Annotated in this window: 26 protein-coding genes; 7 read left to right on the top strand and 19 right to left on the bottom strand. The window is 66.7% G+C overall.

Annotation, left to right across the window (positions count from 1 at the left end; genetic code table 11):
* The first annotated feature begins 62 nt into the window (after positions 1-62).
* Complete coding sequence (locus tag QX073_RS03255) at positions 63-548, top strand: hypothetical protein (RefSeq protein ID WP_315714534.1); 486 nt, start codon at positions 63-65, stop codon at positions 546-548.
* 197 nt (positions 549-745) lie between these two features.
* Here QX073_RS03255 and blaOXA read toward each other — a convergent pair whose 3' ends face one another.
* From blaOXA to QX073_RS03235, 4 genes are all read right to left on the bottom strand, one after another.
* The gene (gene blaOXA, locus QX073_RS03250) at positions 746-1,564 is read right to left on the bottom strand and encodes an OXA-1091 family oxacillin-hydrolyzing class D beta-lactamase (protein ID WP_315827348.1); all 819 of its coding nucleotides are present in this window, start codon (positions 1,562-1,564) and stop codon (positions 746-748) included.
* An 85-nt stretch (positions 1,565-1,649) separates the two neighbouring features.
* On the bottom strand, positions 1,650-1,931 hold the full coding sequence (locus QX073_RS03245; protein ID WP_315714536.1) for an EscU/YscU/HrcU family type III secretion system export apparatus switch protein: 282 nt from the start codon (positions 1,929-1,931) through the stop codon (positions 1,650-1,652).
* On the bottom strand, positions 1,928-3,577 hold the full coding sequence (locus QX073_RS03240) for a flagellar hook-length control protein FliK (RefSeq protein WP_316192724.1): 1,650 nt from the start codon (positions 3,575-3,577) through the stop codon (positions 1,928-1,930). The genes QX073_RS03245 and QX073_RS03240 overlap by 4 nt, the downstream gene beginning before the upstream one ends.
* Before the next feature lie 61 nt (positions 3,578-3,638).
* Positions 3,639-4,421, bottom strand: a complete 783-nt coding sequence (locus QX073_RS03235) for an ATP12 family chaperone protein (RefSeq protein WP_316192725.1) — start codon at positions 4,419-4,421, stop codon at positions 3,639-3,641.
* Between the two features lie 89 nt (positions 4,422-4,510).
* On the opposite strand from QX073_RS03235, the gene QX073_RS03230 reads away from it, so the two are divergent.
* The gene (locus tag QX073_RS03230) at positions 4,511-4,951 is read left to right on the top strand and encodes a hypothetical protein (RefSeq protein WP_315827345.1); all 441 of its coding nucleotides are present in this window, start codon (positions 4,511-4,513) and stop codon (positions 4,949-4,951) included.
* Between the two features lie 61 nt (positions 4,952-5,012).
* On the top strand, positions 5,013-5,186 hold the full coding sequence (locus tag QX073_RS03225; RefSeq protein ID WP_315749636.1) for an RNA polymerase sigma factor region1.1 domain-containing protein: 174 nt from the start codon (positions 5,013-5,015) through the stop codon (positions 5,184-5,186).
* Positions 5,187-5,201: 15 nt separating this feature from the next.
* Here QX073_RS03225 and QX073_RS03220 read toward each other — a convergent pair whose 3' ends face one another.
* The gene (locus tag QX073_RS03220; protein WP_316202169.1) at positions 5,202-6,584 is read right to left on the bottom strand and encodes an RluA family pseudouridine synthase; all 1,383 of its coding nucleotides are present in this window, start codon (positions 6,582-6,584) and stop codon (positions 5,202-5,204) included.
* 105 nt (positions 6,585-6,689) lie between these two features.
* On the opposite strand from QX073_RS03220, the gene QX073_RS03215 reads away from it, so the two are divergent.
* On the top strand, positions 6,690-7,637 hold the full coding sequence (locus tag QX073_RS03215; protein WP_316202170.1) for an alpha/beta hydrolase: 948 nt from the start codon (positions 6,690-6,692) through the stop codon (positions 7,635-7,637).
* A 109-nt stretch (positions 7,638-7,746) separates the two neighbouring features.
* Here QX073_RS03215 and QX073_RS03210 read toward each other — a convergent pair whose 3' ends face one another.
* From QX073_RS03210 to QX073_RS03200, 3 genes are read right to left on the bottom strand one after another with little or no spacing between them, the layout of a single operon-like run.
* Entirely contained in the window at positions 7,747-9,081 is a 1,335-nt protein-coding gene (locus tag QX073_RS03210; protein ID WP_316202171.1) for a replication-associated recombination protein A, read from the bottom strand.
* Complete coding sequence (locus QX073_RS03205; protein WP_315827340.1) at positions 9,078-10,472, bottom strand: DegQ family serine endoprotease; 1,395 nt, start codon at positions 10,470-10,472, stop codon at positions 9,078-9,080. The genes QX073_RS03210 and QX073_RS03205 overlap by 4 nt, the downstream gene beginning before the upstream one ends.
* Before the next feature lie 59 nt (positions 10,473-10,531).
* Positions 10,532-10,909 (bottom strand): helix-turn-helix domain-containing protein, encoded by a 378-nt coding sequence (locus tag QX073_RS03200; RefSeq protein WP_316171213.1) that lies wholly within the window; start codon positions 10,907-10,909, stop codon positions 10,532-10,534.
* Between the two features lie 117 nt (positions 10,910-11,026).
* Between QX073_RS03200 and QX073_RS03195 the strand changes: the two genes are divergently transcribed.
* Positions 11,027-12,043: a zinc-binding alcohol dehydrogenase family protein gene (locus QX073_RS03195; protein ID WP_316171212.1), complete on the top strand. Its 1,017-nt coding sequence runs from the start codon at positions 11,027-11,029 to the stop codon at positions 12,041-12,043.
* A 214-nt stretch (positions 12,044-12,257) separates the two neighbouring features.
* Positions 12,258-13,487 (top strand): chromate efflux transporter, encoded by a 1,230-nt coding sequence (gene chrA / locus QX073_RS03190; RefSeq protein WP_315827338.1) that lies wholly within the window; start codon positions 12,258-12,260, stop codon positions 13,485-13,487.
* A 78-nt stretch (positions 13,488-13,565) separates the two neighbouring features.
* Here the strand turns inward: chrA and QX073_RS03185 are convergent, their stop codons facing one another.
* The gene (locus QX073_RS03185; RefSeq protein WP_315749624.1) at positions 13,566-13,862 is read right to left on the bottom strand and encodes a hypothetical protein; all 297 of its coding nucleotides are present in this window, start codon (positions 13,860-13,862) and stop codon (positions 13,566-13,568) included.
* 347 nt (positions 13,863-14,209) lie between these two features.
* On the opposite strand from QX073_RS03185, the gene QX073_RS03180 reads away from it, so the two are divergent.
* Entirely contained in the window at positions 14,210-15,673 is a 1,464-nt protein-coding gene (locus QX073_RS03180) for a hypothetical protein (RefSeq protein ID WP_316225299.1), read from the top strand.
* Between the two features lie 143 nt (positions 15,674-15,816).
* On the opposite strand, the gene QX073_RS03175 is transcribed toward QX073_RS03180, so the two are convergent.
* The 10 genes from QX073_RS03175 to secY all read right to left on the bottom strand — a co-directional run bounded on the left by QX073_RS03175 (position 15,817) and on the right by secY (position 24,093).
* Positions 15,817-17,154: a chloride channel protein gene (locus QX073_RS03175; RefSeq protein WP_316225298.1), complete on the bottom strand. Its 1,338-nt coding sequence runs from the start codon at positions 17,152-17,154 to the stop codon at positions 15,817-15,819.
* A gap of 21 nt (positions 17,155-17,175) precedes the next feature.
* The gene (locus QX073_RS03170; protein ID WP_315827336.1) at positions 17,176-17,472 is read right to left on the bottom strand and encodes a DUF1330 domain-containing protein; all 297 of its coding nucleotides are present in this window, start codon (positions 17,470-17,472) and stop codon (positions 17,176-17,178) included.
* An 8-nt stretch (positions 17,473-17,480) separates the two neighbouring features.
* Complete coding sequence (locus QX073_RS03165; protein ID WP_316225297.1) at positions 17,481-18,275, bottom strand: SDR family oxidoreductase; 795 nt, start codon at positions 18,273-18,275, stop codon at positions 17,481-17,483.
* Positions 18,276-18,391: 116 nt separating this feature from the next.
* Positions 18,392-18,838 (bottom strand): hypothetical protein, encoded by a 447-nt coding sequence (locus QX073_RS03160; protein WP_315714553.1) that lies wholly within the window; start codon positions 18,836-18,838, stop codon positions 18,392-18,394.
* A 143-nt stretch (positions 18,839-18,981) separates the two neighbouring features.
* Positions 18,982-19,395: a 50S ribosomal protein L17 gene (gene rplQ / locus QX073_RS03155; protein ID WP_006611863.1), complete on the bottom strand. Its 414-nt coding sequence runs from the start codon at positions 19,393-19,395 to the stop codon at positions 18,982-18,984.
* A 173-nt stretch (positions 19,396-19,568) separates the two neighbouring features.
* A complete protein-coding gene (locus QX073_RS03150; protein ID WP_315714554.1) occupies positions 19,569-20,600 on the bottom strand; it encodes a DNA-directed RNA polymerase subunit alpha in 1,032 nt (343 codons plus the stop codon).
* Between the two features lie 112 nt (positions 20,601-20,712).
* A complete protein-coding gene (rpsK, locus tag QX073_RS03145) occupies positions 20,713-21,102 on the bottom strand; it encodes a 30S ribosomal protein S11 (protein ID WP_006611861.1) in 390 nt (129 codons plus the stop codon).
* 129 nt (positions 21,103-21,231) lie between these two features.
* A complete protein-coding gene (gene rpsM, locus QX073_RS03140) occupies positions 21,232-21,600 on the bottom strand; it encodes a 30S ribosomal protein S13 (protein ID WP_315714555.1) in 369 nt (122 codons plus the stop codon).
* A 195-nt stretch (positions 21,601-21,795) separates the two neighbouring features.
* Entirely contained in the window at positions 21,796-22,674 is an 879-nt protein-coding gene (locus tag QX073_RS03135) for an adenylate kinase (RefSeq protein WP_316225296.1), read from the bottom strand.
* 84 nt (positions 22,675-22,758) lie between these two features.
* Positions 22,759-24,093 carry a preprotein translocase subunit SecY gene (secY, locus tag QX073_RS03130; RefSeq protein WP_315714557.1) on the bottom strand — a complete coding sequence of 445 codons (1,335 nt, stop codon included), beginning with the start codon at positions 24,091-24,093 and terminating at the stop codon, positions 22,759-22,761.
* Positions 24,094-24,100 lie beyond the last annotated feature (7 nt).

Raw genomic sequence — 24,100 nt, 5'->3', positions numbered from 1 at the left:
AGGTCGAACGCATCGGGTCTTGCTGCGTTGTCGCTCACTTTTCGACGATGAAACGGAGCCCGATGATGCGCGCCTCTCGCCTTGCGATCCCAACTTTGCTGACCGCCCTCGCCTTGGGCGGCGCGGCCCATGCGGCGCCTGCCGCGCCGTTCCGGGGGCTGGAGGGCTCCTGGACCGGCGGCGGCGTGATCAGCATGTCCGACGGCAACCAGGAGCGGCTGCGCTGCCGCGCGGCCTATGACGTCGGCGGCGCCGGCGAGCAGCTCCGGCTCAACATCCGCTGCGCGAGCGACAGCTACAACATCGACCTCTCCAGCGACGTCGCCTATCGCGGCGGCGAGATCTCGGGGCAATGGAGCGAATCGAGCCACAACGCATCCGGCACGATCGAGGGCCGCGCGGTCGGCAACCGCATCGAAGCCCAGGCGCGTGGGCAGACGTTTTCCGCCGGGCTGTCGCTGACGACGCAGGGACGCCGACAGACCGTGTCGATCCGCCCGGCAGGCACGGAGATCAGGGGCGTCGACCTGGAGCTGGCGCGGAGATAGGCCACCAACAACTCCGCGTCATTGCGCGCGAAGCGGCGAAGCAAAGCGATCCAGAATCCCTCGATGACTCTGGATTGCTTCGTCGCTTCGCTCCTCGCAATGACGACAGTGTCCTGGTCCTTGAGGAACTCACGTTCGCTGATCCCGGATATCGCTGCGCTCATCCGGGCTACGCCACGACATCACGGCAGTTCGATTCACATCGCGCCGATGTCTTTCAGGCACGCCTGCGTCAGCGTCATCCGAGCCTCGACGTGGCGCGGCTCCGGGCAGTCCATGTTGAGCGCGAACACGGTCGGCTGATCGCCCTTGTCGACCCAGCCGACCATCCAGCCGAGCGACCCCTGCTCCTTGCCGAGCAGTCCGGACTTGAAGTGAATGACGGCATCGCCGACCTTGGTCACGGGGATGATGTCGCGGGTCAGATCCTGGCTGCGCTTGGAGACCTGAAGCGCGCCGCGCCTGAGGCGATCGATGAAATCGACCTGCTCGACGGGATCGATGCGAAGCGCGCCTGTCAGCCAGAACTGGTCGATGCCGCCGCCGATGTCGTGATTGCCGTAGTCGAGCTCCTCGAGATATTTCTGCATCCGCTCAGCGCCGATGCGGCGCGCGATCTCCTGATAGACCGGCACGGCGGAGACCGCGATCGCGCTGCGCAAGGTGTGATCCTTGTTCCAGGCCTCGATCGATCTCGTGACGCCGTCCCATTTGAACACGTCCTTGTCGGGATCCTCGACGACGCCCGTCTCCAGCGCGATCAGCGAGTTCGCGATCTTGAAGGTCGAGGCCGGCAGCCTTGCCTCGCCGGAGCGATCGGTGTCGCTGGCGATGACGAGATATTCCTCGACCTTGTAGGCCAGGAAAGTCCCCTTGGTGCCTTCGTCGGTGAAGCGCTTGGCGAGATCGCTGCGGATCTCGTTGCGCGGCGGCGCGACATGCGCGAAAGAACGTCCGGGCAGCAGGCTGGCGCCGGTCATCAGGGCGAGCACGTGGCGGCGGCTCATCATGGGCATCGCGAATTTCTCCGTCGTCGTCGGCTCCTCCCTATCACAGGGCGGTGACGACCGACGCATGACGGAGATCACAAATGCGGCGCGCTCAGCGCATCGGCCGCGACAGATTGAGCACGAACACCAGCACCTCGGCGACGGCCTTGTAGAGCTCCTCCGGGATCTCGTCGCCGAGTTCGACATTGGAGAGCGCGCCGGCCAGCACCTCGTTCTCCTCGATCGGGATGTCGTGCGCCTTCGCGACCTCGATGATCTTGGCGCCGATCGTGCCCTTGCCCTTGGCGACGACGCGCGGCGCGCCCTGGCCCTTGTCATAGTGCAAGGCGACGGCGAGCTGGGTCTTGTTGGCGGCCTTCACCTCGATGCTCATAGCGCGCGATCCAGGAAATGGCCGGCCCTGGGCGGCATCGCCGCCGGCGGCGCGCCGTCCTGCACCACGAGATCGCCCGGCGAGAGCTCGGCACGGCTGAGGGCCTGGCTCAGTTCGGAGAGACCGGCGCGCAAGCGCGCGGCGGTGACCGGACGCTCGGCCCACATCCGCACGGAGGTGCGCTCGGCGCTGAAGCTGATCATCGCATGCACCGGGCCGGCCGGCTCGACGTCGAGCGAGAAGCGCGCCCGCCAGACGCGCTTGGCGGCGTCCGGCGATTGCGTGCCGCCGTCGCGCGAGATCTCGAACTGCGCCATGGCCGTGCCCTGCGGGGTAGCGAAGGGAATCTCGAAGTTCCAGCGCGGCGGCGCGGGATCGGTGCGCGCGGTCGAGGCGTCCGGACGATCCGGCAGCGAGGCGACCTGCAGCAGGGTCTGGCGCGACAGCGCCTGGTCGGTCTCGTCGAGCAGGCGGTGCGCGATCGCCGGTAGCGGCATGTCCGGGCCGAGCGTCGGCGTCGCCACGGCCTGCGGCATCGGTGCAGCCCCGCGGAACGGCGGCGGCGGCGTGTTGGTGCGCACGACCATATCGGCGCGACCATTGGCGTTGCGTCCGGGAATGAGGCCGGCGGCGCGCGGAATCTGCTGCTGCGCTTCCTGCAGCACGGCCAGCACCGTGCCGGGCGTGAGCGACTGCGCCTTGGCACCCGTCAGGGCCTCGATCAGCGCCGAGCCGGTGAAGCCGGCAGACGCGGCGTCGGGCCGCCCCATTCCCGTGGCCCAGGGCTGGGGCGGCAGCTCGATCTCGATGTCGGGCACCAGCGAAGGTGCGCCGCTCTGTTGCTGCGCGGCGGCGGCGCGGCCGGCCTCGGACAGCACCGAGGCGTAGGAGCCACCGGGCGATGGCTGCGTCGACGCCGCCATGCCGGGCTCGGCGGTCTGCAGCACCGTCGCCAGCGTCTGGCGCAGCACGATCAGCGCCGCCTTCAGGTCGGGCGTGCCGGCGCCGGCGGCGCCATTGGCGAGCGAGGATTCCAGGAACAGGCCGGAATGCTGTACGGCGTTCTGCACATCCTCCGCGGTCAGCGCCGGCGATAGCTGGGTCTGTTGCGCCAGCACCTGGGCCACGGCGGCGCGCAAGGCCGGTGGAAGGTTCGGCGAGTCGGCGACGGCCTGGAGATCGGCGAACAATTGGCCCTGGCTGCCCTGGCGGGTCGCCGCCTCCTCGCTGGCAATCGACAATGCGAGCCGCTCCAGCCCGGTCAGCGGATCCGGCGGCGGAGGCAACGCCGGCGCCAGCCGGCCGGTGACGTCGACGACGGTGGCGGCCGGCGTCGGGGTGCCGGTGGTGCCAGTGGCAGCGCTGCCGCCCTGCCCGACGATGGCGAGTTGCAGCCCTTGCGCGGTCTGCGACACGGCGACCTGCACCGTCTGGCCGGCCTGCAGCGGCAGCTCGCTCGCGAGCTCCATCGACAGGTTTCCGATCGCGACTTGGACCAGGTTCTCGGCGAGCACCTGCTGCACCCTGGCGCTGACCAGTGCGCCGGCCTGCAGCGTGGTTGCTGCCGCCACCGTGGATCCGGCCGGCGAGCTGCCGACGCCGCGGACGGCGCTCACGGAAGGCGACGGGGTGACACTCTGGACCATGCGCGTACTCGGGTTACGCGCACAGCCTAGCGGTTGCCCCTAAACCCGGCGTTAACCGGCCTCAGAGCGCGGCGTCGACCGCCTGGAGGATGCGGACGGCGGCTTCGTAGTCGATCTGCTTGGCGGCGCGGCGGCTCATCGCCTCCTCGTCGGCCCCCCATTGCGCGACGTTCCAGTCCTCGTCGACATGGGCGGCCGACCAGACCTGGCCGGGGTCGCGCACCCCATGAACCAGCGCCAGCGCCAGCAGCGCCGAGCCGGTCAGTGTGGTGACGACATGCGCCGCCGCCACCGTCCACGGGCCGGTCGGCAGCGCACCGCGCGCCGCCTGAACCGCAGCCTCCGGCTGGGTCACATGCATGATGCCTTCGGACAGGATGAAATGCGCGCCGAGACTATCGCGGGCCCAGTCCAGCACCGGGTCCCAATGCTCGGCCTCGCGCGCGACCAGCCCCTCAGGATGGCCGGCCCGGTAGAACAACAGGTCCGATTGGAGATATTTGGCAATGTCCTCGCGCACGTCATCGGTGCGGTCGACCACCGACTGCACGACGCTGTTGGCGAACCGCGTCAGCGGCATCGTGGCGGGATCGATGTTCTCACCCTGGGCCTGCCACTCGGCGGCCACGGCCGCCGCCAGCTCCCCGGCGGGAACGATGACGACGCGCCCCGACGGCGTGCGGATCGGCCGGCCGTCGAGGGTCACGTTGAAGCCGCCCTCGGCGGCGGCGGTCCCGGCCTCCTTGTAGAAGCGCTTGCGCAGCGGCATCCGCATCGCCTGGCGCGCCGATTCCTGCGGATCGAGCGCCGACCGGCCGACGACGTCGTCAAACAGTTCACGCATCAGAATTCCAGCCCTCTCGCGGGATGATCACACGGGATCCGTTGTTTTCGCGGTAGATAAGCCCTGTCCGCCCGAAATGCGAGCTGCCGATGCGTCCCCTGCTCTCCGCCCTCGTCCTGCTCGGCAGCACCGTCCCGGCCGCAGCCGGCTTCCGCACGCCGGAATCGCTGGTGCGCAACGTCTATGCGCATTACGGCCGGGGCGCGCCGGAGCTCTCCGCCGGGCTGCCGCGGACGGCCGAGGTCGCACGGCAGTTCTTCGATCCGAGCCTCGCCAGGGCCTGGACGGCGCCGCGGCGTGAGCCCTACGATTTCCTGGTGCAGAGCCCGCGCTGGAAGCTCGGCCCGGTCGCGATCTCGATTGTGCGCAGGCAGTTCGACAAGACCTATGTCGCCGCCAGCTTCGACAACCAGGGTCACCGCGTGACGATGAACTTCATCGTGGTCAAGGGGCCGGACGGCTGGGTCATCCTCGATGTCGAAACCCCGCACGATTCGCTCACACTGTTCCTGCAGCAGTTCCGGAACTGAAGGCCGCAGCGGAAACCGATTCTCCTCCCCTTAAGCAGAGGCTGCAAAGAGGAGGACGACCATGAACATGCCGGAGATCGTTCGCCGGCTGATCGCGATGAGCGAGCAGGATGGCAAGATCACCTTCGACGAGTTGAACGCGCTGTGCGGATGGGACATGCCGCCCGAGGATATCGAAAACATCTTCTGCGCGCTGCGGGACGCGGGCATTCAACTCGTCGAACAGAGAGGCTGAGCGCTCCGGAGCCGCTCACTCCTCCGGCGCGTTCTCGATCGGGTCGAAGCGGTCATGCTCGAGGCCGAGCAGGTTCCACGACTGCAGCATGTGCGGCGGCAGCGGCGCGGTGGCGTCGATGAACCCGCCGCGCGGATGCGGGATGACGATGCGGCGCGCCAAGAGATGCAGCCGGTTCTGCAGGCCGCCGGGCAGCGCCCAGTTCTCGATGTTGAAATATTTGGGGTCGCCGACGATGGGGTGGCCGATATGGGCCATGTGCGCGCGCAACTGATGGGTGCGCCCCGTCACCGGCTTCAAGGACACCCAGGCGAGCTTGTTGGCCGAGGCCTCGACCACGGCATAGTAGGTCACGGCGTGGCTGGCGCCCTCGTCGCCATGGGCGGCGACGCGCATGATGGTGTCGTCCTCGCTCTCCTCCTTGGCAAGATACGTGGAGATGCGGCCCTGCTTGGGCTTGGGCACGCCCGCCACCAGCGCCCAGTAGATCTTGCGCGCGGAACGGCTGCGGAAGGCGCCAGTCAGATGCGTGGCGGCGAAACGGGTCTTGGCGATCAGGAGGCAGCCGGAGGTCTCGCGGTCGATGCGGTGCACGAGCCGCGGCTTCTGGCCCTTGGCGTCGCGCATCACCTCCAGCATCTGGTCGATGTGGCGGGTCATGCCGGAGCCGCCCTGCACCGCGAGCCCGGCGGGCTTGTTGAGGACGAGCACGTCGTCGTCCTCGTACAGCGTCATCGCCTTGAGGCTCTCCAGCGTCTTTCGCTCGCCCTCGGAGAGGCCGGCGCGCTCCTTCGGCGCATCGAGCTTGAGCGGCGGAATGCGCACGCTCTGGCCTTCCTCCAGGCGGTCCTTGGAGTCCGCGCGCTTGCCATCGACGCGCAACTCGCCTTTGCGGACGATGCGCTGGATGTGGGAGAACGACAGACCGGGGAAGCGCGCCTCGAGGAAGCGGTCGACGCGCATGTTGTTCTCGTCGGCCGTGACCACCACGGTCTGCACCTTCGTCGGCAGCAACGGCGTCTCCGGCTCGACCTTCTTCGGCGGCGGCGCCGCAGGCCTGCGCTCGGCATGCTCCGAGCTGAACCGCGCCGGCTTGCCGGCGCCGGCGCGCTTGGCCGGCGGCTGTTTGCGCGGCGCGAAGCTGTCGCGGCGATCCTCTCCCTCGGCGCGCGGCGCACGGCTGCGCTCGGCTTTGCCGCGCCCGAAATCGCCGCGCGGTGCCGCCTCGCGGTCACCGGCAAAACGGTCGCGCCGCGGCCGCTCGGCATCGGGACGCTTCGCAGACTCACGCTTGGCCGCGGCGCCTGCGCTGCGGGCCGCCTCGGCCTTCGGCCGCTCGCTGCGGCGATCGGTCGGGCGATCGGATCGGGTCTGGGTTCGCTTGATACGGCGGCTCATGGCAGGTTGCGTATCTCAAAAGCCACTGCCAGTCACGGCGAAATCGCGATAAATCCGCTTGTGAGTCGGCCCCTTGGGCCATCGATACTGATCGGAGCGAATCGAATGACGCTCACGCGACTGGGCTTGGCGATCCTGGCAGCCACGCTGGCGACGACCGCCACGCAGGCGCAGCAGAGCCCGATGCCCGACGACATCGCCTGGAAGCTGATCGAGATGGGTCGGGTCATCGCCCCGCCGAAGACCGCCGCGATCTACGCGCCGCTGCAGGCCAAGGAACCCTACACCGGCGTCAAGGTGCAGCGCGATGTGAGATACGGCACGGCCGAACGCAATCTGCTCGACGTCTTCACACCGGATGCCCCGGCCCCGCCCCGGCCCGTGCTGATCTTCGTGCATGGCGGCGCCTTCATCGGCGGCAACAAGCGCACCACGCCGGACGGCCCGTTCTACGACAACATCATGCTATGGGCGGTGAAGAGCGGCTTCGTCGGCGTCGACATCACCTACCGCCTCGCGCCGAAATTCCCCTGGCCTGCCGGCGTCGAGGACGTCGCCAGCGCGGTGCAATGGGTGGTCGCCCATGCCGCCGAGAACGGCGGCGATCCCGCGCGCATCTATCTGATGGGCCATTCGGCCGGCGCGGTGCACGTCGCGACCTATGTCGCGCATCCCGAATTCCACAAGGTCGCCGGCGGCGGCCTTGCGGGCGCGATCATGGCCTCGGGCGTCTACGACCTCACCGCGACGCCGCTTGGCGACCAGGAGATGGCCTATTTCGGCACCGATCCCTCGCGCTTCAAGGAGCGCTCGTCGCTATCAGGCCTGCAAGCCTCGAGTCTGCCGCTCATGATCGTCTCCGCCGAGCTCGACCCGCCGCGCTTCGTCGAGCAGTTCGACCTGTTGAAGCAGGCCGCCTGCAAACGGCCATCCGGCTGCGCCCGCGCGGTGATGCTGCCGCAGCACAGCCACATGTCCGAGGTGTATGCGATCAATACCGAGGACGACCGACTGACGCGGGAGATCGCGGAGTTCGTACAGAGCGGGAAGTAGTTGATGGTCACTTGGCATAGCGGTCTCCGAGTCAGGCGTCCGCAGGAGAGCTCGGTGTTTCCCAGCAAGCGGGCCGAGGTGAACCGAGCAAGCCGCAAGGTCAGCGATCCTACCCGCCCCGCTCCTTCCGCAGCTTCGCCCAATAATCCAGCCGTTTCCTGATCTCGCGCTCGAAGCCGCGCTCCGGGGGATCGTAGAACTGCTGGCGGCCGAGGGCGTCGGGAAAGTAGTCCTGTCCCGAAAACGCGTCGGGCGTGTCGTGGTCGTACTGATAGCCGGTGCCGTAGCCTTCGCTCTGCATCAGCTTGGTCGGGGCATTCAAGATGTGCTTGGGCGGCAGCAGCGAGCCGCCCTCCTTCGCCACGCGCTTGGCTGCGCCGAACGCCTTGTAGGCGGCGTTGGATTTCGGCGCGGTCGCCACATAGATCACGGCCTGCGCGATCGCGAGCTCGCCTTCGGGTGAGCCCAGGAAATCATAGGCGTCCTTGGCGGCGTTGGCGATCACCAGCGCCTGCGGATCGGCGAGGCCGATGTCCTCCACGGCCATGCGCACGATGCGACGGGCGAGGAACAGCGGATCCTCGCCGGCGTCGAGCATGCGGGCGAAGTAGTACAGCGCGGCATCGGGATCCGAGCCGCGCACCGATTTGTGCATGGCCGAGATCAGGTTGTAGTGGCCGTCGGCGGACTTGTCGTAGATCGGCGCGCGGCGCTGCAGGATGTCCTGCAGCTGCACCGCGTTGAAGATCTCGTCCTTGCGCGCCGAGCGCCAGACCTCCTCGGCGAGCGTCAGCGCGGCGCGGCCGTCGCCGTCGGCCATGCGGATCAGCACGGCGCGCGCCTCGTCATCGAGCGGCAGCTTGCGGCCCTCGACCGCCTCTGCGTTGCTGTAGAGCTTCTCGATCGCGGCGGCATCGAGCGAGTGGAACACCAGCACGCGCGAACGCGACAGCAGAGCGGCGTTGAGCTCGAAGGACGGGTTCTCCGTGGTCGCGCCGACCAGCACGACGGTGCCGTCCTCCATCACCGGCAGGAAGGAATCCTGCTGGGCGCGATTGAAGCGATGCACCTCGTCGACGAACAGCAGTGTGCCCTGCCCGGTCTCGCGTCTCGCGCGCGCCGCGTCGAACACCTTCTTCAAATCGGCGACGCCGGAGAACACCGCCGAGATCTGCTCGAAATGCAACTCCGTGGCGTCGGCCAACAGCCGCGCCACGGTGGTCTTGCCGGTGCCGGGCGGGCCCCAGAAGATCAGCGAGCCCAGCGTGCGCGTCTCCAGCATGCGCGTCAGCGCGCCATCGGGCCCGAGGATGTGATCCTGCCCGACGACGTCGGACAGCTTGTGCGGGCGCAGCCGCTCCGGCAGCGGCCGTGGCGCATCCTGCTCCATCCCCGCCGCAGCGAAGAGGCTCGGGCCTCCCTGCTGGGGACGCTTCGGGCTCATCCGCCGAGCGTGACGTTGATTTGCTGGCCGCCGCGCAGCACGGTGATGCGCCAGATGCGGGCGGCCTCGCGCGAGGCCTTGTCGAGATCGGCGGTCTTGGCGATCTTCTGGTTGTTCACGGCCATGATGACGTCGCCCTTCTGGAAGCCGACATTGGCGGCGGTGGTGCCGTCGCCCGGCTCGAGCACCACCACGCCCTCGGTGTCGGCATCGAGGTGCAGCTCGTCGGCGACCGCCGGCGAGATGTTGGCGACCTTCGCGCCCTGGAATGGCGAGCGGCCGTTGATGACCATCTCGTTGCGCCCGGTGTCCGGTGCGGTCTCCAGCGCGACCGCGACCTTCACCGGCTTGCCGCCGCGTTGCACCTCGATCTGCGCAGTGCCGCCGAGCGGACGGGTCGCAAAACGGTAGTCGAACGCGTTGGGATCATCGACGGGCTGGCCGTCGATCGACACGATCAGGTCCGACGACTTGATGCCCGCCTTCGCCGCCGGGCTGTTCGCGACCACCGAGGCGACCAGCGCGCCGGTCGGCGAGCGCAGGCCCAGGCTCTCGGCGATCTCGGGCGTCACCGCCTGCAGCCGCGCGCCGAGCCAGGGGCGCTTGACCGCCTTGCCGCCGCTCTTGGCCGAGGCCACGACGACGCGCACCATGTTCGCGGGAATGGCAAAGCCGATGCCCTGCGAGCCGCCGGACTTGGAATAGATCGCGGTGTTGATGCCGACCAGACGGCCGTTGATATCGACCAACGCACCGCCCGAATTACCGGGATTGATCGCGGCATCGGTCTGGATGAAGAACTGATAGTCGGTGATGCCGACCTGCGTGCGCGCCAGCGCCGAGACGATGCCGTGCGTCACGGTCTGGCCGACGCCGAACGGATTGCCGATCGCCAGCACGATGTCGCCGACCAGCAGATCGTCGGAATTGGCGAGGTCGAGCGTCGGAAACTGCTCCTTGGTCCCCTTCAGCTTGAGCACGGCGAGATCGGTACGGCTGTCCTTCAGCACGATCTCGGCCTCGAACTCGCGCTTGTCGGCGAGCGAAACCTTCACCTCGTCGGCGCCCTCGATCACATGCACGTTGGTGACGACGAGACCCGACGCATCGATCATCACGCCCGAGCCGAGCGAGCGCTGCATCTGCTCCTGCGGCCCGCCCTGCAGACCGAAGAAGCGGCGGAAGATCGGATCGTCGAGAAAGGGATTGCGGTTCTGCACCACCTTGGCGGCGTAGACGTTGACGACCGCCGGCTGCACGCGCTGCACGATCGGCGCATACGACAGCCGCAGCTCGGCCTGGGACTGCGGCACGCGCCGGTCCTGCGCCGCCAGCGGAGACGCGGCCAGCAGAGACAGCAGCAGGACCAGTGTGGAGCGAATCAACGACATGCGAACAATCCTGGGAAATGACGGTTTCGATATAAGCGGAACGGCCGGTGCGGCCAAGCTCAGGCGGCCTGATGCGGCGTTTTGATGGTCTCTGCAACGGGCGCGCAGGACAGCCGTTCCTGGTGCCGCTCGCCCCAGCTTCTGAGAACCTCGATCACCGGCCGCAGGCTCTCGCCGACCTCGGACAGGCTGTATTCGACGCGCGGCGGCACCTCGGCATAGACCTTGCGGACGACCAGCCCGTCCTCCTCCAGCGCACGCAGCTGCTTTGTCAACATGCGCTGGGTGATGCCGGGCATCAGCCGGCGCAGCTCGCCGAAGCGCTGGCTGCCACCCTGCAGGTGGTAGAGGATCACGCCCTTCCACTTGCCGTCGATCAGATCGAGCGTGGCTTCGACCGCGCAGCCGGGACGGCGGGTGAAATTCTTCCGTTTCATGGCGTGTTGGCCCAATAGTATCCAAACGGGGACTAGTTCCCCATTTTTACAGTACTTGCTGAACTGGCGCCAGCAGGACAAACAGATCCTATCGCCAAGCCAACCAGGAGGCTGTTCATGAAGGCCGTCGGATACCAGCAGTCGCTGCCCATCACCGAGGACCGCGCGCTGTTCGATCTCGAGACCGCCAAACCCGAGCCGAAGGGACGCGACATCCGCGTCGCCGTGAAAGCGGTGTCGGTCAATCCGGTCGACACCAAGGTGCGCAAGCGCGCCGCACCGCCCGCCGGCGAAACCAAGATCCTGGGCTATGACGCCGCTGGCGTGGTCGAGGCTATCGGCCCGGACGTGAGCCTGTTCAAGCCCGGTGACGAGGTGTTCTACGCTGGCTCGATCCTGCGCCAGGGCACCAATGCCGAATTCCATCTGGTCGACGAGCGCATCGTCGGCCGCAAACCGAAGAGCCTGTCGTTCGCCGAAGCCGCCGCCCTGCCCCTGACCTCGATCACGGCCTGGGAGCTCTTGTTCGACAGGCTCGGCGCAATCCCCGGCAGGAGCCTCGACGACCGCACTTTGCTGATCACCGGCGCGGCCGGCGGCGTCGGCTCGATCCTGATTCAGCTCGCGCGCCGGCTCACCGGGCTGACCGTGCTCGCCACCGCGACGCGACCGGAGTCGCGCGACTGGTGCCTGAAGCTCGGCGCCCATGCCGTGATCGATCATGGCAAGCCGATGAAAGAGCAGATCGACGCGCTGAAGCTGCCGCCGGTCAGCCTCATCGCCAGCCTCACCCACACCGAGCAGCACTACAAGGCGATCGCCGACTTCATGACGCCGCAGGGCAAGTTCGGCCTGATCGACGATCCCGCCGAGTTCTCGCTCGCCGCCTTCAAGGGCAAGGCGATCTCGATCCACTGGGAGTCGATGTTCACGCGCTCATCTTTCACGACAGCCGACATGATCGCGCAGCACCATCTGCTCAACGACGTGTCCGACCTGATCGACAAGGGCGTGATCCGCACCACCCTTGGCGACAATTACGGCACCATCAACGCGGCCAACCTCAAGCGCGCGCACGCGTTGATCGAGAGCAACACCTCCCGCGGCAAGATCGTGCTGGAGGGATGGAGCTAACTAGCAGGCAACAATGGGCAAAGGCGCACACGCGGTCTCCCCGCGCGAGATCGCGGTGGCGCCGTGCCCACCATTCCACCGATCGAAAGCATGAGATGGCCAGCAGCCGACGCGCGGTCCGATCAGCGGCCATGAGCGATTGAGACTGGCCGACGGTCCCGTTTCCCCTTAACGAAAGCCGATAGGAACCTCCTCGCGCCTGGAACGAACGTCCGTGAGCAGCCTGAAGTCCGCGACCAACCCGCCCGCCGATCACGGCGGGCGCTCCGGATCTCCGCTCGAGGTTCTGCGGATCTTCTTCACGCTCGGCCTGACCTGCTTCGGCGGTCCGATCGCCCATATCGGCTACTTCCGCGACGAGTTCGTCGTCAGGCGGAAGTGGATCGACGAGCATGCCTATGCCGATCTGGTCGGGCTGTGCCAGTTCCTGCCCGGCCCCGCCAGCAGCCAGGTCGGCTTCTCCATCGGGCTGATGCGGGCCGGCTATCTCGGCGCGCTCGCCGCCTGGACCGGCTTCACCCTGCCGTCGGCCGCCGTGCTCGTCCTGTTCGCCTACGGTGCGGGCCGTCTGAGCGGACCGATCGGCAGCGGCCTGCTGCACGGGCTGAAGCTGACCGCGGTCGCCATCGTCGCGCAGGCGGTCTGGGGCATGGCGCGCTCGCTGTGTCCGGATCGTGCGCGCGCCTCGATCGCGGTCGCCGCGACGCTCATCATCCTATCGAGTACGGCCTCGGTCGTGCAGATCGGAGCGATCGTCCTCGGCGGGCTCGCCGGCCTCTGGCTCTGCCGCGGCGAGGCGGCGCCGTCGGGACACGTCGCGATCCCCGTCTCGCGAAGCGTGGGGCTGATCGCGCTCGCGCTGTTCGTCATCCTGTTGGCGGGACTTCCGCTGCTGCGCGGCGTCACGGGATCGACCGGCGTCGCCTTGTTCGATGCCTTCTATCGCTCCGGCGCGCTGGTGTTCGGCGGTGGACATGTCGTGCTGCCGCTGCTGCGCGAGGCCTTCGTCGGACCTGGCTGGCTGAGCGACGACGCCTTTCTCGCCGGCTACGGTGCGGCGCAGGCCGTCCCGGGCCCGCTCTTCACCTTCGCCGCCTATCTCGGCGCCGTCGTCGCTCCGGAGCCGCATGGGATCGTCGGGGCCGCGCTCGGTCTCCTGGGCATCTTCCTGCCGGGCATGCTGGTCCTGCTCGCCGCGCTGCCGTTCTGGGACTCGTTCCGCAAACGCGCCGGCGCCCAGGCGATGATGCGGGGTGTCAACGCTGCGGTCGTCGGTGTGCTGGGAGCGGCCCTGTACGACCCGGTCTGGACGACCACCGTCCACAATGCCGCGGATTTTGGCATCGCGCTGGTCGGTTTTGTCCTCTTGGTCGCCTGGCGCGCGCCGCCGCTCGTCGTGGTCACGTTCAGCGCCCTAGCCGGCGTCGCAGCCGCGCTGGTGTGAGCGGCGGCGCCGCCGCATCACGTGGTGGCAAAGCGCCGCCGAAGCGGCGCTTTGCCACCAGCGAGCTGCCGTGCGCGGCTAATTGTGCTTCTTCCAGAAGATGCGCGCGCCCTGCACGGATTGCGCGACGTTGATGCGGGCACGCTCGAACGGCGTCACCACGCCGTCCGCCTTGGCCTTGTTTTCCAGCTTCTGGACGTGGATCTGACCGCGGACGAGTTGCTGCGCCTCCGGATAGGTCAGCCGTCCGCTCGCGATGCCGTTGTAGATGCGATGTGACTGGTTGTGCTGCCGTGCATCGATCAGCGGCGTGCCCGCAAGGCTTGCGCCCGACGTCAACGCGAGCAGCAACGCAGCGGCCATGATGGACTTCATTTCACTCTCCTGTGGTTGCTGTCCACTGGCGTGAAGACCTCATTGTCCGCACTTCTCCAGCGAACGGCCGCCAGGATGCACGCGATCCGTGGTGTCAACCGTGCCTGCGCTCACACTGCAGCCCGTGTCGGCTGGTGAAGACGAATGCTGCCGCGAGCCGCATTCCACTGCCGCGAGGGGCGTCCGAAAAAAATTGCGGACTGCGTGAGCTGCCGGTCTTGCAAATCTCACCTTTGGGTGCATGTTCGCCGCGCACTACTTTTGAATGAATCATTTTTAACAATCATTTGCGACGCATGGCGGCGACCATCGGCCCGCCCCAGCGCGCACATCAATGGAGACCGGCCATGAAGACGATTCAGTGGCTCATGCTCACTTTCGCGACGACCGTCACCGCGAGCGGCCTTGCCGGCGCTCTCAACCCCGCCAGCGCTGCTCCGCCGCCGCCGGCGAAGAACTGCCCGGCCTTCGGCTGGTCGGAGGGACTGGGCAATTATCTCAAGCCGGACGCCGCCTTCCCCACCTCCGACACCAAGACCATCCCGACGCCGGACTGCAATTTCCATCAATGGTCGTGGGAGGCGTTCGTCTGGGCGACAGCGCTGGTGAAGGACTCGGGCTCCGGCGCCGCCGTGCCGCGGTTCATGACCTTGGCGACGCCCGACGAGCTGCTCGGCAACGCCGAGAATGCCGGCGCACCACGGCAGCGCCCGCTGACGCTGGCGGCCCGCGCCCAGGTCTTCCACGGCACGGCCGGCTTCACCGAAGGTGCCGGCGCCATCGTCGAAGCCGACGGCAACATGCTGGTCGCGCAGAACGGCTATCCCGTCTACGCCTCGGTCCACATGAACCAGGGCTATTTCAACACGGCGCGCAAGAACCTGATCGCGACCGGCGGCTACCAGAGCCAGCCGGCAGATTCCTCCTTCGCCGTGGGCGATGCGGTGTTCAAGGCGACGTGGCTGCGGCTCGACCCCGGGCAGGCACCGCCTGCGGGCGCCTATACGACCCAGGCACAGGTGCCGGTGCTGGAGAACAACGTCACCCCCGGCCTGATCACGATCCGCCCGACGCCCGGCAAGTTCGTCACGGTGACCGTGGCGCTGATCGGCTTGCACGTGGTCGGCTACACCGAGAACCACCCCGAATTCCTGTGGGGCACGTTCGAGCTGAAGAACAACTCGCCGCAGACGCCGGACAACACCTTTGCGCCATCGGCAAGCCGCTCCGATCCGAAGAGCTACACGCTCTACAAGGGCCGCACGCCGTTCTCGCAGGTCAACATCGCGGCGCTGCCCGGCGCCAACCGGCCGCAGTTGCGGCTCGATCCGGCGACCCAGAAGCTGACGCCGGTGACCAACGTCGTGCTCGAGAACCAGACCGGCGGCGAGAACCAGCCCAACGGCGTCGGCAACATCTTCGCGATCACGGTGCAAGCCCAGGGCTTTCTCTCCGGCCTGAAGGGCCCGCAATCGACCTTCGCGAGCTACAGCCTCGACGGCACCGTCTGGATGCTCCCCAACTCGTACAACCTGAACAGCAACCAGACCAGCGCGGTCGGCTCGGTCAATCTCGCCAACGCCACCGCCGAGACCTTCGTGCAGAACGCCGACAACACGCCGATCAAGAACGTGCTGAACTGCTTCCTGTGCCACAACCCGACGTCCTATTCGTTCCAGACACCGCCGCCGGCCAAGCTGCCGAACCGGCTGATCGCGCTGAGCCACGTGCTGTCGATCGGCTCGCCCTACGAGGTGCCGAACTCGATCTCCGGCCGGCTCCTGATGCGGCCGGATCCGTTCAGGAAGTAGGCCGACGAACCTTGCGCGGCGGCGCCGGCAACGGGGCCGCCGGCAGCCCTTTCGAGCCGATGGCAGATCTCAGGATCTGCCATCAAGCGATTGAACCGACAGCCGTTATCGGCGCGCTCCGAACATGGTGGATGAGCGCTTGGTCAGGACGGCGCTGTGGCCTGCTTCGACTCCTGCGCGGCCTCAGCCTTGGTCTCAGCTCGGGCGACGAAGCCCTTGGCGAGAGCGTGATAGAGCCCCTCCTCGCAGATCAGACGCGAGGTGCCGTAGGCGATCAGCGAGGCCATCATCAGCGGCACCACCATGGCGTGGTTGTCGGTCATCTCGGTGACGATGACGAAGGCGGTGATCGGCGCCTGCACGACGCCGGCGAAATAGGCGACCATGCCGAGCAGCATGATCGGCGCCAGTAGCGACTGCTGGAACAGGCTGGCGACGTTGGCGCCGATCCCCGCCCCGACTGCGAGCGACGGCGCGAAGATGCCGCCAGGAATGCCGCTGATCGCGGCAAAGGTGGTGGCGAGGAATTTCAGCACGCCGAAATCGCCCGGCAGCGGCGTGCCGGTCTCCAGCGCCCCTTTCACCTGGGCATACCCGGTGCCGTAGATGGTATCGCCTGACGCCAGCCCGCACAGCGCGACGGCAAAGCCGCAGGCGAGCGCGAACGGCAGCGGGTGGCGCTTGATGAGCCGGCCGGACGCCCCGGGCAGCCCGCGCGCCATCGTGATCAGGATGCGGCTGAACAGACCGCCGGCGGCGCCGCCCAAGACCCCGCAGACGGGCACCGCCAGCCAGTCGATGCCCTTGCCGAGCGCGATCGGCGTCGTGCCGAAATAGGCGTAGTTGCCCATCAGGGCCAGCGAGGTCAGGCCAGCGGCGATCACGGTGGCGATGACGAGGCTCGAGGTCCGCGTCTCGAAGGCACGGCTCATCTCCTCGATGCCGAACACGATGCCGGCCAGCGGCGTGTTGAAGGCGGCCGCGACCCCGGCGGCGGCGCCGGCCAGGATCAAGCCCGGCTGCCGCCGCGGCGACAGCCGGCCGAGCGCGAACATGATGGAGGAGCCGACCTGCACGGTCGGCCCCTCGCGGCCGACCGAGCCGCCGCACAGCAGCCCGAGCAGGGTCAGCAGCACCTTGCCGATGGCGATGCGGATCGACACCAGCGGGCTGCGCGCGCTCGTGTCCGTCAGGTGGCGCGCGGCGATGGCCTGCGGGATGCCGCTGCCTTGCGCGTTCGGGAAGAAGCGCTGGGTCAGATAGACCGACAGCGCGAAGCCGGCGGGCGTCACGATCAGTGAGGCGTAGCGTGATTTCGACAGCAGCCAGTTGAAGGCGAGCTGGGCCAGGTCGGCGAGCTCCGCCAGCGCCACCGCCGCCGCGCCCACCACCAGGCCGCCGGCCACGAACAGCACCCGCCGCTGCCACCGCGCCGAGGTCAGCTTGAGCCAACGCCTGCGGCGGGGGGTGATGGTCAGCATGGGCGCAACAGAGTCCGTTCTCTACGCAGGTGCAGCACCCTCGACGAAAATCAGCCGGCGGTCCAGCACCTTCCAGCGCTCGCCCAGGGCGTCGGCGTATTCGGCCGACGCATACCATTCTCGCAGCCGGGCCATCGACGGGAACTCGACGATAATGAGGGTCTTGGCCGGCGGGCCGCCTTCGACCGTCTCGGAGGTCCCGCCGCGGACCAGATAGCGCCCGCCATATTGCGCGATCGAGTGCGCCGCGCGGGTGCGATAGCGTTCCATCGCCTCGATGTCGCGCACCTCGACCTCGGAGATGACGTAAGCCGCCATGGCCGGCCTCAGGCGATAGTGTCGAGGATGCCGCCCTCGGCGCGCAGCGCGGCGCCGTTCGTGGCGGAGGCCTGCTTGGAGGCGGCGTAGACGACCATGTTGGCGATCTCGTCGACGCCGGCGAAGCGCTGCAACAGCGAGGCCGGCCGGTGCTGCTTGACGAAGGACGAGGCCGCCTCCTCCTCCGACTGGCCGTTCTGACGGGCGAGATCCTTGACGAAGGTCTCGACGCCTTCCGACATCGTCGGTCCCGGCAGCACTGCATTGACGGTCACGCCGGTGCCGCGGGTCAGTTTGGCGAGGCCGCGGGAGACCGCGAGCTGCGCGGTCTTGGTCATGCCGTAATGGATCATCTCGGTCGGGATGTTGACCGCCGACTCCGAGGAGATGAAGATGATGCGCCCCCAGTTGCGCTTCAGCATGCCCTGCATGAAGGCGCGCGCCATGCGCACGCCGGACATGACGTTGATCTCGAAGAAGCGGCTCCAGTCCTCGTCGGGAATGTCGAAGAACTCCTTCGGCTCGAAGATGCCGGCATTGTTGACGAGAATGTCGACCTCGGGCAGCGCGGTGACGATGGCGTTGCAGCCGCCGATCTGAGCGACATCGCCGGCGACGCCGCGCAGCTTCGCCGCCGGAACCGCCTGCTTCAGCTTCGCGACGGCCGCATCGACACGGTCGGTGGTCCGGCCGTTCAGGACGACCTCGGCGCCCGAGGCGGCCAATCCCTTGGCAATGGCGAAGCCGATGCCGGCGGTGGACCCGGTGACGAGCGCAGTTTTTCCTGAAAGGTCGATGTACATGAGCAGCTCTCCGTTGTGCTGAAGGAACGGATGTGGGGCGTCGCGCGCCGACACTCAACGCGCCGCGCGCAGAGCTGATCCTCGAAATAAGACGGCGCCCGAAGGCGCCGTGGTTGTCAGCTCGTGGTCCCTATCAGGATAGCCGCTTCGCGCTTGCCGTTCAGGACCTGCGCCAGCTCGGTCGCGAAACGTTCGACGAGTGCATATTCGGTCAGGAAGCGGATCGAAGCGCTGTTCTGCACGTCGGCATCCGCTGTGCTCTGAACGAGCGTAGCCAGATCCGCATGCACCAGCAAATGTCCACGGAAGTCGTATGGCCTGATGACGATCCGGACGAGGCATTGCGCGAGGCCGCCTTGTCCATCGAAGTAACCGCCTTCGATCATCGGCGGCTTGTCCCACGATAGCGGATAGGAGCGCAGACCCTTCACGAAGGCATTCAGGTCGCAGCCGAACCACGCCTCGCCGCGCGCGGCAAACACTCCGGCCCTGGCCGTCGCTATGATCTTGCCGGTGCGGTCCTCATCCGCCTCGTAGACGATGTGCAGTTCTGCGGCGCTCATGCGCGGCGCTCCGGTCTATGCTGTTAAAGTCACACGAGCTGTGCAGGCGACCCCACATGTCGCTTCGCTCATCCGGGCTACAGAACCTCAAAATGAAAACGGCGCCCGAAGGCGCCGTTTTGAACGTCGGGTCGGAGCTGCGCTTACGCCGCTTCCGAGGTCTCCTGCACCGGGCCGGAATCCTGGCCCTTGGCATCGACGTCGCGATCGACGAACTCGATCACGGCCATCGCGGCGTTGTCGCCGTAGCGGAAGCCGGCCTTGATGATGCGGGTGTAGCCGCCGTTGCGGTCCTTGTAGCGGGGTGCCAGGACGTCGAACAGCTTCTTGACCTGGTCGACATCGCGCATCTCGGCGATCGCCTGGCGACGCAAAGCGAGACCGCCCTTCTTGCCGAGGGTGACGAGCTTCTCGACGATCGGCCGCAGCTCCTTGGCCTTCGGCAGCGTGGTGACGATCTGCTCGTGCTTGATCAGCGCGGCGCACATGTTGGCGAACATCGCCTTGCGATGCTCGGCGGTGCGGTTGAGCTTCCGATGAACCTTGCCGTGACGCATTGTCTTAGTCCTTCATTTCTATCTGCCGCGACGGTTCGTCGGACATGTTGCTCAGGTGGGCTGCCTGCGTTCGCCCGAGTGGTGGACGTCATTCCGGGGCGATGCGCAGCATCGAACCCGGAATCTCGAGATTCCGGGTTCGCCTCTTCGAGGCGCCCCGGAATGACGAATGCTCAGTAATGATCCTCGAAGCGCTTGGCCAGCTCGTCGATGTTCTCCGGCGGCCAGCCCGGCACTTCCATGCCGAGATGCAGACCCATCTGGGCCAGCACTTCCTTGATCTCGTTCAGCGACTTGCGGCCGAAGTTCGGGGTGCGCAGCATTTCCGCTTCCGACTTCTGCACGAGGTCGCCGATGTAGACGATGTTGTCGTTCTTCAGGCAGTTCGCCGAACGTACCGACAGCTCGAGCTCGTCCACCTTCTTGAGGAAGGCTGGGTTGAAGGCGAGGTCCGGGATGATCTCCTGGGCGACTTCCTTGCGCGGCTCTTCGAAGTTGACGAAGACGTTGAGCTGGTCCTGCAGGATGCGGGCGGCATAGGCCACCGCGTCCTCCGGCGTGATCGCGCCGTTGGTCTCGATCGTCATGGTCAGCTTGTCGTAGTCGAGTATCTGGCCCTCGCGGGTGTTCTCGACCTTGTAGGAGACCTTGCGGACCGGAGAGAACAGGCTGTCGACCGGGATCAGGCCGATCGGGGCGTCCTCGGGGCGGTTGCGATCGGCGGCGACGTAGCCCTTGCCGGTGGCGACCGTGAACTCCATGCGGATCTCTGCGCCCTCGTCCAGCGTGCAGAGCTGCAGGTCAGGGTTGAGCACCACGATGTCGCCGACGGTCTGGATATCGCCGGCGGTGACGGCGCCCGGGCCCTGCTTCTTCACGACCATCCGCTTCGGGCCTTCGCCCTGCATCTTGATCGCGATGTCCTTGATGTTCAGCACGATGTCGGTGACGTCCTCGCGGACACCAGCGATAGAGGAGAACTCGTGCAGCACGCCGTCGATATGCACCGACTGCACGGCGGCGCCCTGCAGCGACGACAGCAGGATGCGGCGCAGCGCATTGCCGAGCGTCTGCCCGAAACCGCGCTCCAGCGGCTCGGCAACCACGGTGGCGAAACGGGTCGCGTCGGAGCCCGGCGTGACCTGGAGCTTGTTCGGCCGAATCAATTCTTGCCAATTCTTCTGGATCGTCACTGTTTCACCCATGGGCCAGTCATGGGATCTGACTGACTGGCGTTGGAGAACCGCGCTTCAGATCGCGGCAGTCGAAATGTCTCAAAAGCACGACGAGGCGGACATGCTGTCCGCCTCTTTCAGATTAGACGCGCCGACGCTTGCGTGGGCGGCAACCATTGTGCGGGATCGTCGTCACGTCGCGGATCGAGGTGACGGTGAAACCCGCAGCCTGCAGCGCACGGAGCGCCGATTCACGGCCGGAGCCCGGGCCGGCAACCTCGACCTCGAGGGTGCGCATGCCGTGTTCCTGAGCCTTCTTGGACACGTCCTCCGCTGCGACCTGCGCGGCATACGGGGTCGACTTGCGCGATCCCTTGAACCCCATCGTGCCGGCCGACGACCAGGCAATGGTGTTGCCCTGCGCGTCGGTGATGGTGATGGTGGTGTTGTTGAACGACGAATTCACGTGGGCGACGCCGGAGGCGATGTTCTTGCGCTCACGACGGCGGACACGTGCGGCTTCCTTGGCCATATAAGTACCTTTCTCGAGATCTCAACGCCGCCGTAGTGCCAGCGGCTACACCAGAAAGGCGAATGGTGAATAGCGAGTAGCGAATAGGGATCGCCCCTACTCGCCACCCGCTATCAGCAATTCGCCAAATTACTTCTTCTTGCCGGCGATCGCCTTGGCCGGCCCCTTGCGCGTGCGCGCATTGGTGTGGGTGCGCTGGCCGCGCACCGGCAGGCCACGACGATGGCGCAGGCCGCGATAGCAGCCGAGGTCCATCAGACGCTTGATGTTGATGCCGGTCTCGCGCCGCAGGTCGCCCTCGACAACGTAGTCGCGGTCGATGATTTCGCGGATCTGCAGGACTTCTTGGTCGCTCAGCTGGTTGACGCGGCGATCCTCGGCGATCTTGACCTTGTCAATGATCTCGCCCGCGATCTTCGGGCCGATGCCATGGATATACTGGAGCGCGATCAGGACGCGCTTGTTGGTCGGGATGTTGACACCGGCAATACGGGCCACGGACTTCTCTCCTGTCACCGATCCCAGGATGGACCGGCCTTCGTTCTCGCTATCTCGGGCAGGTGTCCGCAAACGCGAACAAGACGCCCACCCCTCGATTCGTGGGGCCCGGCATCTTTGGAAAACCATCCGACTTGGATGCGGGCTTATTAATGGATTCACACGGCGGTCGTCAACCGCCCCTACAAGATTCGGTCACCTCTTGGCGCGCTTTTTTGCAGCCTTTGCAGAGGTTTTCCGGGTTCCCCGGGTCGCCTTGGCAGCGGGCTTGGGGGCCTTCTTCGCAGCCTTGGAGGCCTTCTTGGGGGCCGCCTTTGCTCCCTTTTTCGTAGTCCTTGCGGCCTTTTTGGCTGTCTTTGCGGCCTTTTTCGCCGGCGCAGGCGCCTTCGGAGCCTTTTTGGCCGATTTTGCTGGCGCGGCCTTGCCCCGAGCCTTGGCACTGCGCTTGGCCGGGTTCGCCTTTTTGGCCGCCCGGCTACCGCCGGACTTGCCGACGGCGGCCAGGATCCGTCCGATCTCCTCGGTGACCTGCTCGATCGGCATCATGCCGTCGACGGTCGCCAGCATCCGATGGTCCGAATAATAGTGGATCAGGGGCTCGGTCTGGTCGCGGTAGCTGGCTAGGCGCTTGGTCAGGACCTCCGGCGTATCATCGGCCCGCACAGCCTCGCCGCGCGCGCGGGTCTCGGCGGCCCGGCGCTCGACGCGCTCAAGCAGCACGCCTTCATTGACCCGGAGTTCGATCACCGCGTCGAGCTTCATCTGCTTCTGCTTCAGCAGCGCATCCAGCGCCTCCGCCTGCGGCACCGTGCGCGGGAAGCCATCGAGGATGAACCCATTGGCGGCGTCCGGCTGCTCGATCCGGTCCGCAATGATGCCGACCACGACCTCGTCCGGGACCAGACCACCCGCCGCCATGATGTCCTTGGCCTTCAGCCCGATCGGCGTCTGCGCCGCCACCGCGGCACGCAGCATGTCGCCGGTCGACAGCTGAACGATGCCATATTGCTGCACCAGGCGCTGCGCCTGCGTTCCCTTGCCCGAACCGGGCGGCCCCAGAAGAATGAGTCTCATCGAATTTCGCCCCCCGGCACACGGTGAGCGACCCTCCCGCACACCTTGTTCTTGGCTTGGTGGTTCCCGGGCCGCGATCCGCCGCTATCCGCGGCGGCGCCCCCGCAGCTTCGACTTCCTGATCAGCCCCTCATACTGATGGGCGAGCAGATAACCCTGAACCTGCGCCACGGTATCCATCGTAACGCTGACCACGATCAGAAGCGAAGTGCCACCAAAGTAGAACGGGACGGAAGCGTAGGAAATCAGAATTTCCGGGATCAGACACACGATCGCCAGATAGATGGCGCCGAGCACGGTGATCCGCGACAGCACATAATCGATATATTCCGCGGTGCGCTCGCCCGGCCTGATGCCCGGGATGAATCCGCCATGCTTCTTCAGGTTGTCGGCGGTCTCGGTCGGGTTGAACACGATCGCGGTGTAGAAGAAGGCAAAGAACAGAATCAGCGCCAGATACAGCACCAGGAACAGCGGCCGGCCATGACCGAGCTGCGTCGTGATCCACTGGAACCACTCGGGTCCCTTGCCGGCGTTGAAATTGGCGACAGTGGTCGGCAGCAGCAGCAGCGACGAGGCAAAGATCGGCGGGATCACGCCCGAGGTGTTCAGCTTCAGCGGCAGATGCGAGGACTGGCCCTCGAACATCTTGTTGCCGACCTGGCGCTTCGGATACTGAATCAGGAGCCGGCGCTGGGCGCGCTCCACGAACACGATGAAGGCGATCACGGCGACGGCCATCACGATGACGATCAGGATCAGGCCGGTCGACAGCGCGCCCTGGCGGCCGAGCTCGAGCATGTTGGCAAGCGCCGAGGGCAGCTCGGCCACGATGCCGGACAGGATGATCAGCGAGATGCCGTTGCCGATGCCGCGCGAGGTGATCTGCTCACCGAGCCACATCAGGAACATGGTGCCGCCGGTCAGCGTGATCGCGGTGGAGAGGCGGAAGAACAGGCCGGGATCGGCGACGACGTTGCCCGCGCCTTCGAGGCCGACGGCGATGCCGTAGGACTGCACGGCAGCAAGAATCACCGTCAGATAGCGGGTGTATTGATTCAACATCTTGCGGCCAGCCTCACCCTCTTTCTTGAGGGCTTCGAGCTGGGGCGAGACGGTGGTGAGCAGCTGAATGATGATCGATGCCGAGATGTACGGCATGATATTCAGCGCGAAGATCGCCATGCGGTGGATGCCGCCGCCGGCGAACATGTTGAACATGCCGAGAATGCCGCCGGCCTGCGTGCGGAACACCGAGTCCCAGATGTTCGGGTCGATGCCCGGCAGCGGAATGTAGGTGCCGAGGCGGTAGACCAGCAGCGCGCCGAGGGTGAACCAGATGCGCTTCTTCAGCTCATCGGCCTTCGCAAGCGCGCCGAAATTGAGGTTTGCCGCCAGTTGTTCCGCTGCTGAGGCCATATCTAGC

The sequence above is a fragment of the Bradyrhizobium sp. SZCCHNS3052 genome (assembly GCF_032484495.1).
Lineage (GTDB): Bacteria > Pseudomonadota > Alphaproteobacteria > Rhizobiales > Xanthobacteraceae > Bradyrhizobium.
Note: the sequence above shows the minus strand (reverse complement) of the source record. Positions and strands in the feature narration are given on the sequence as shown.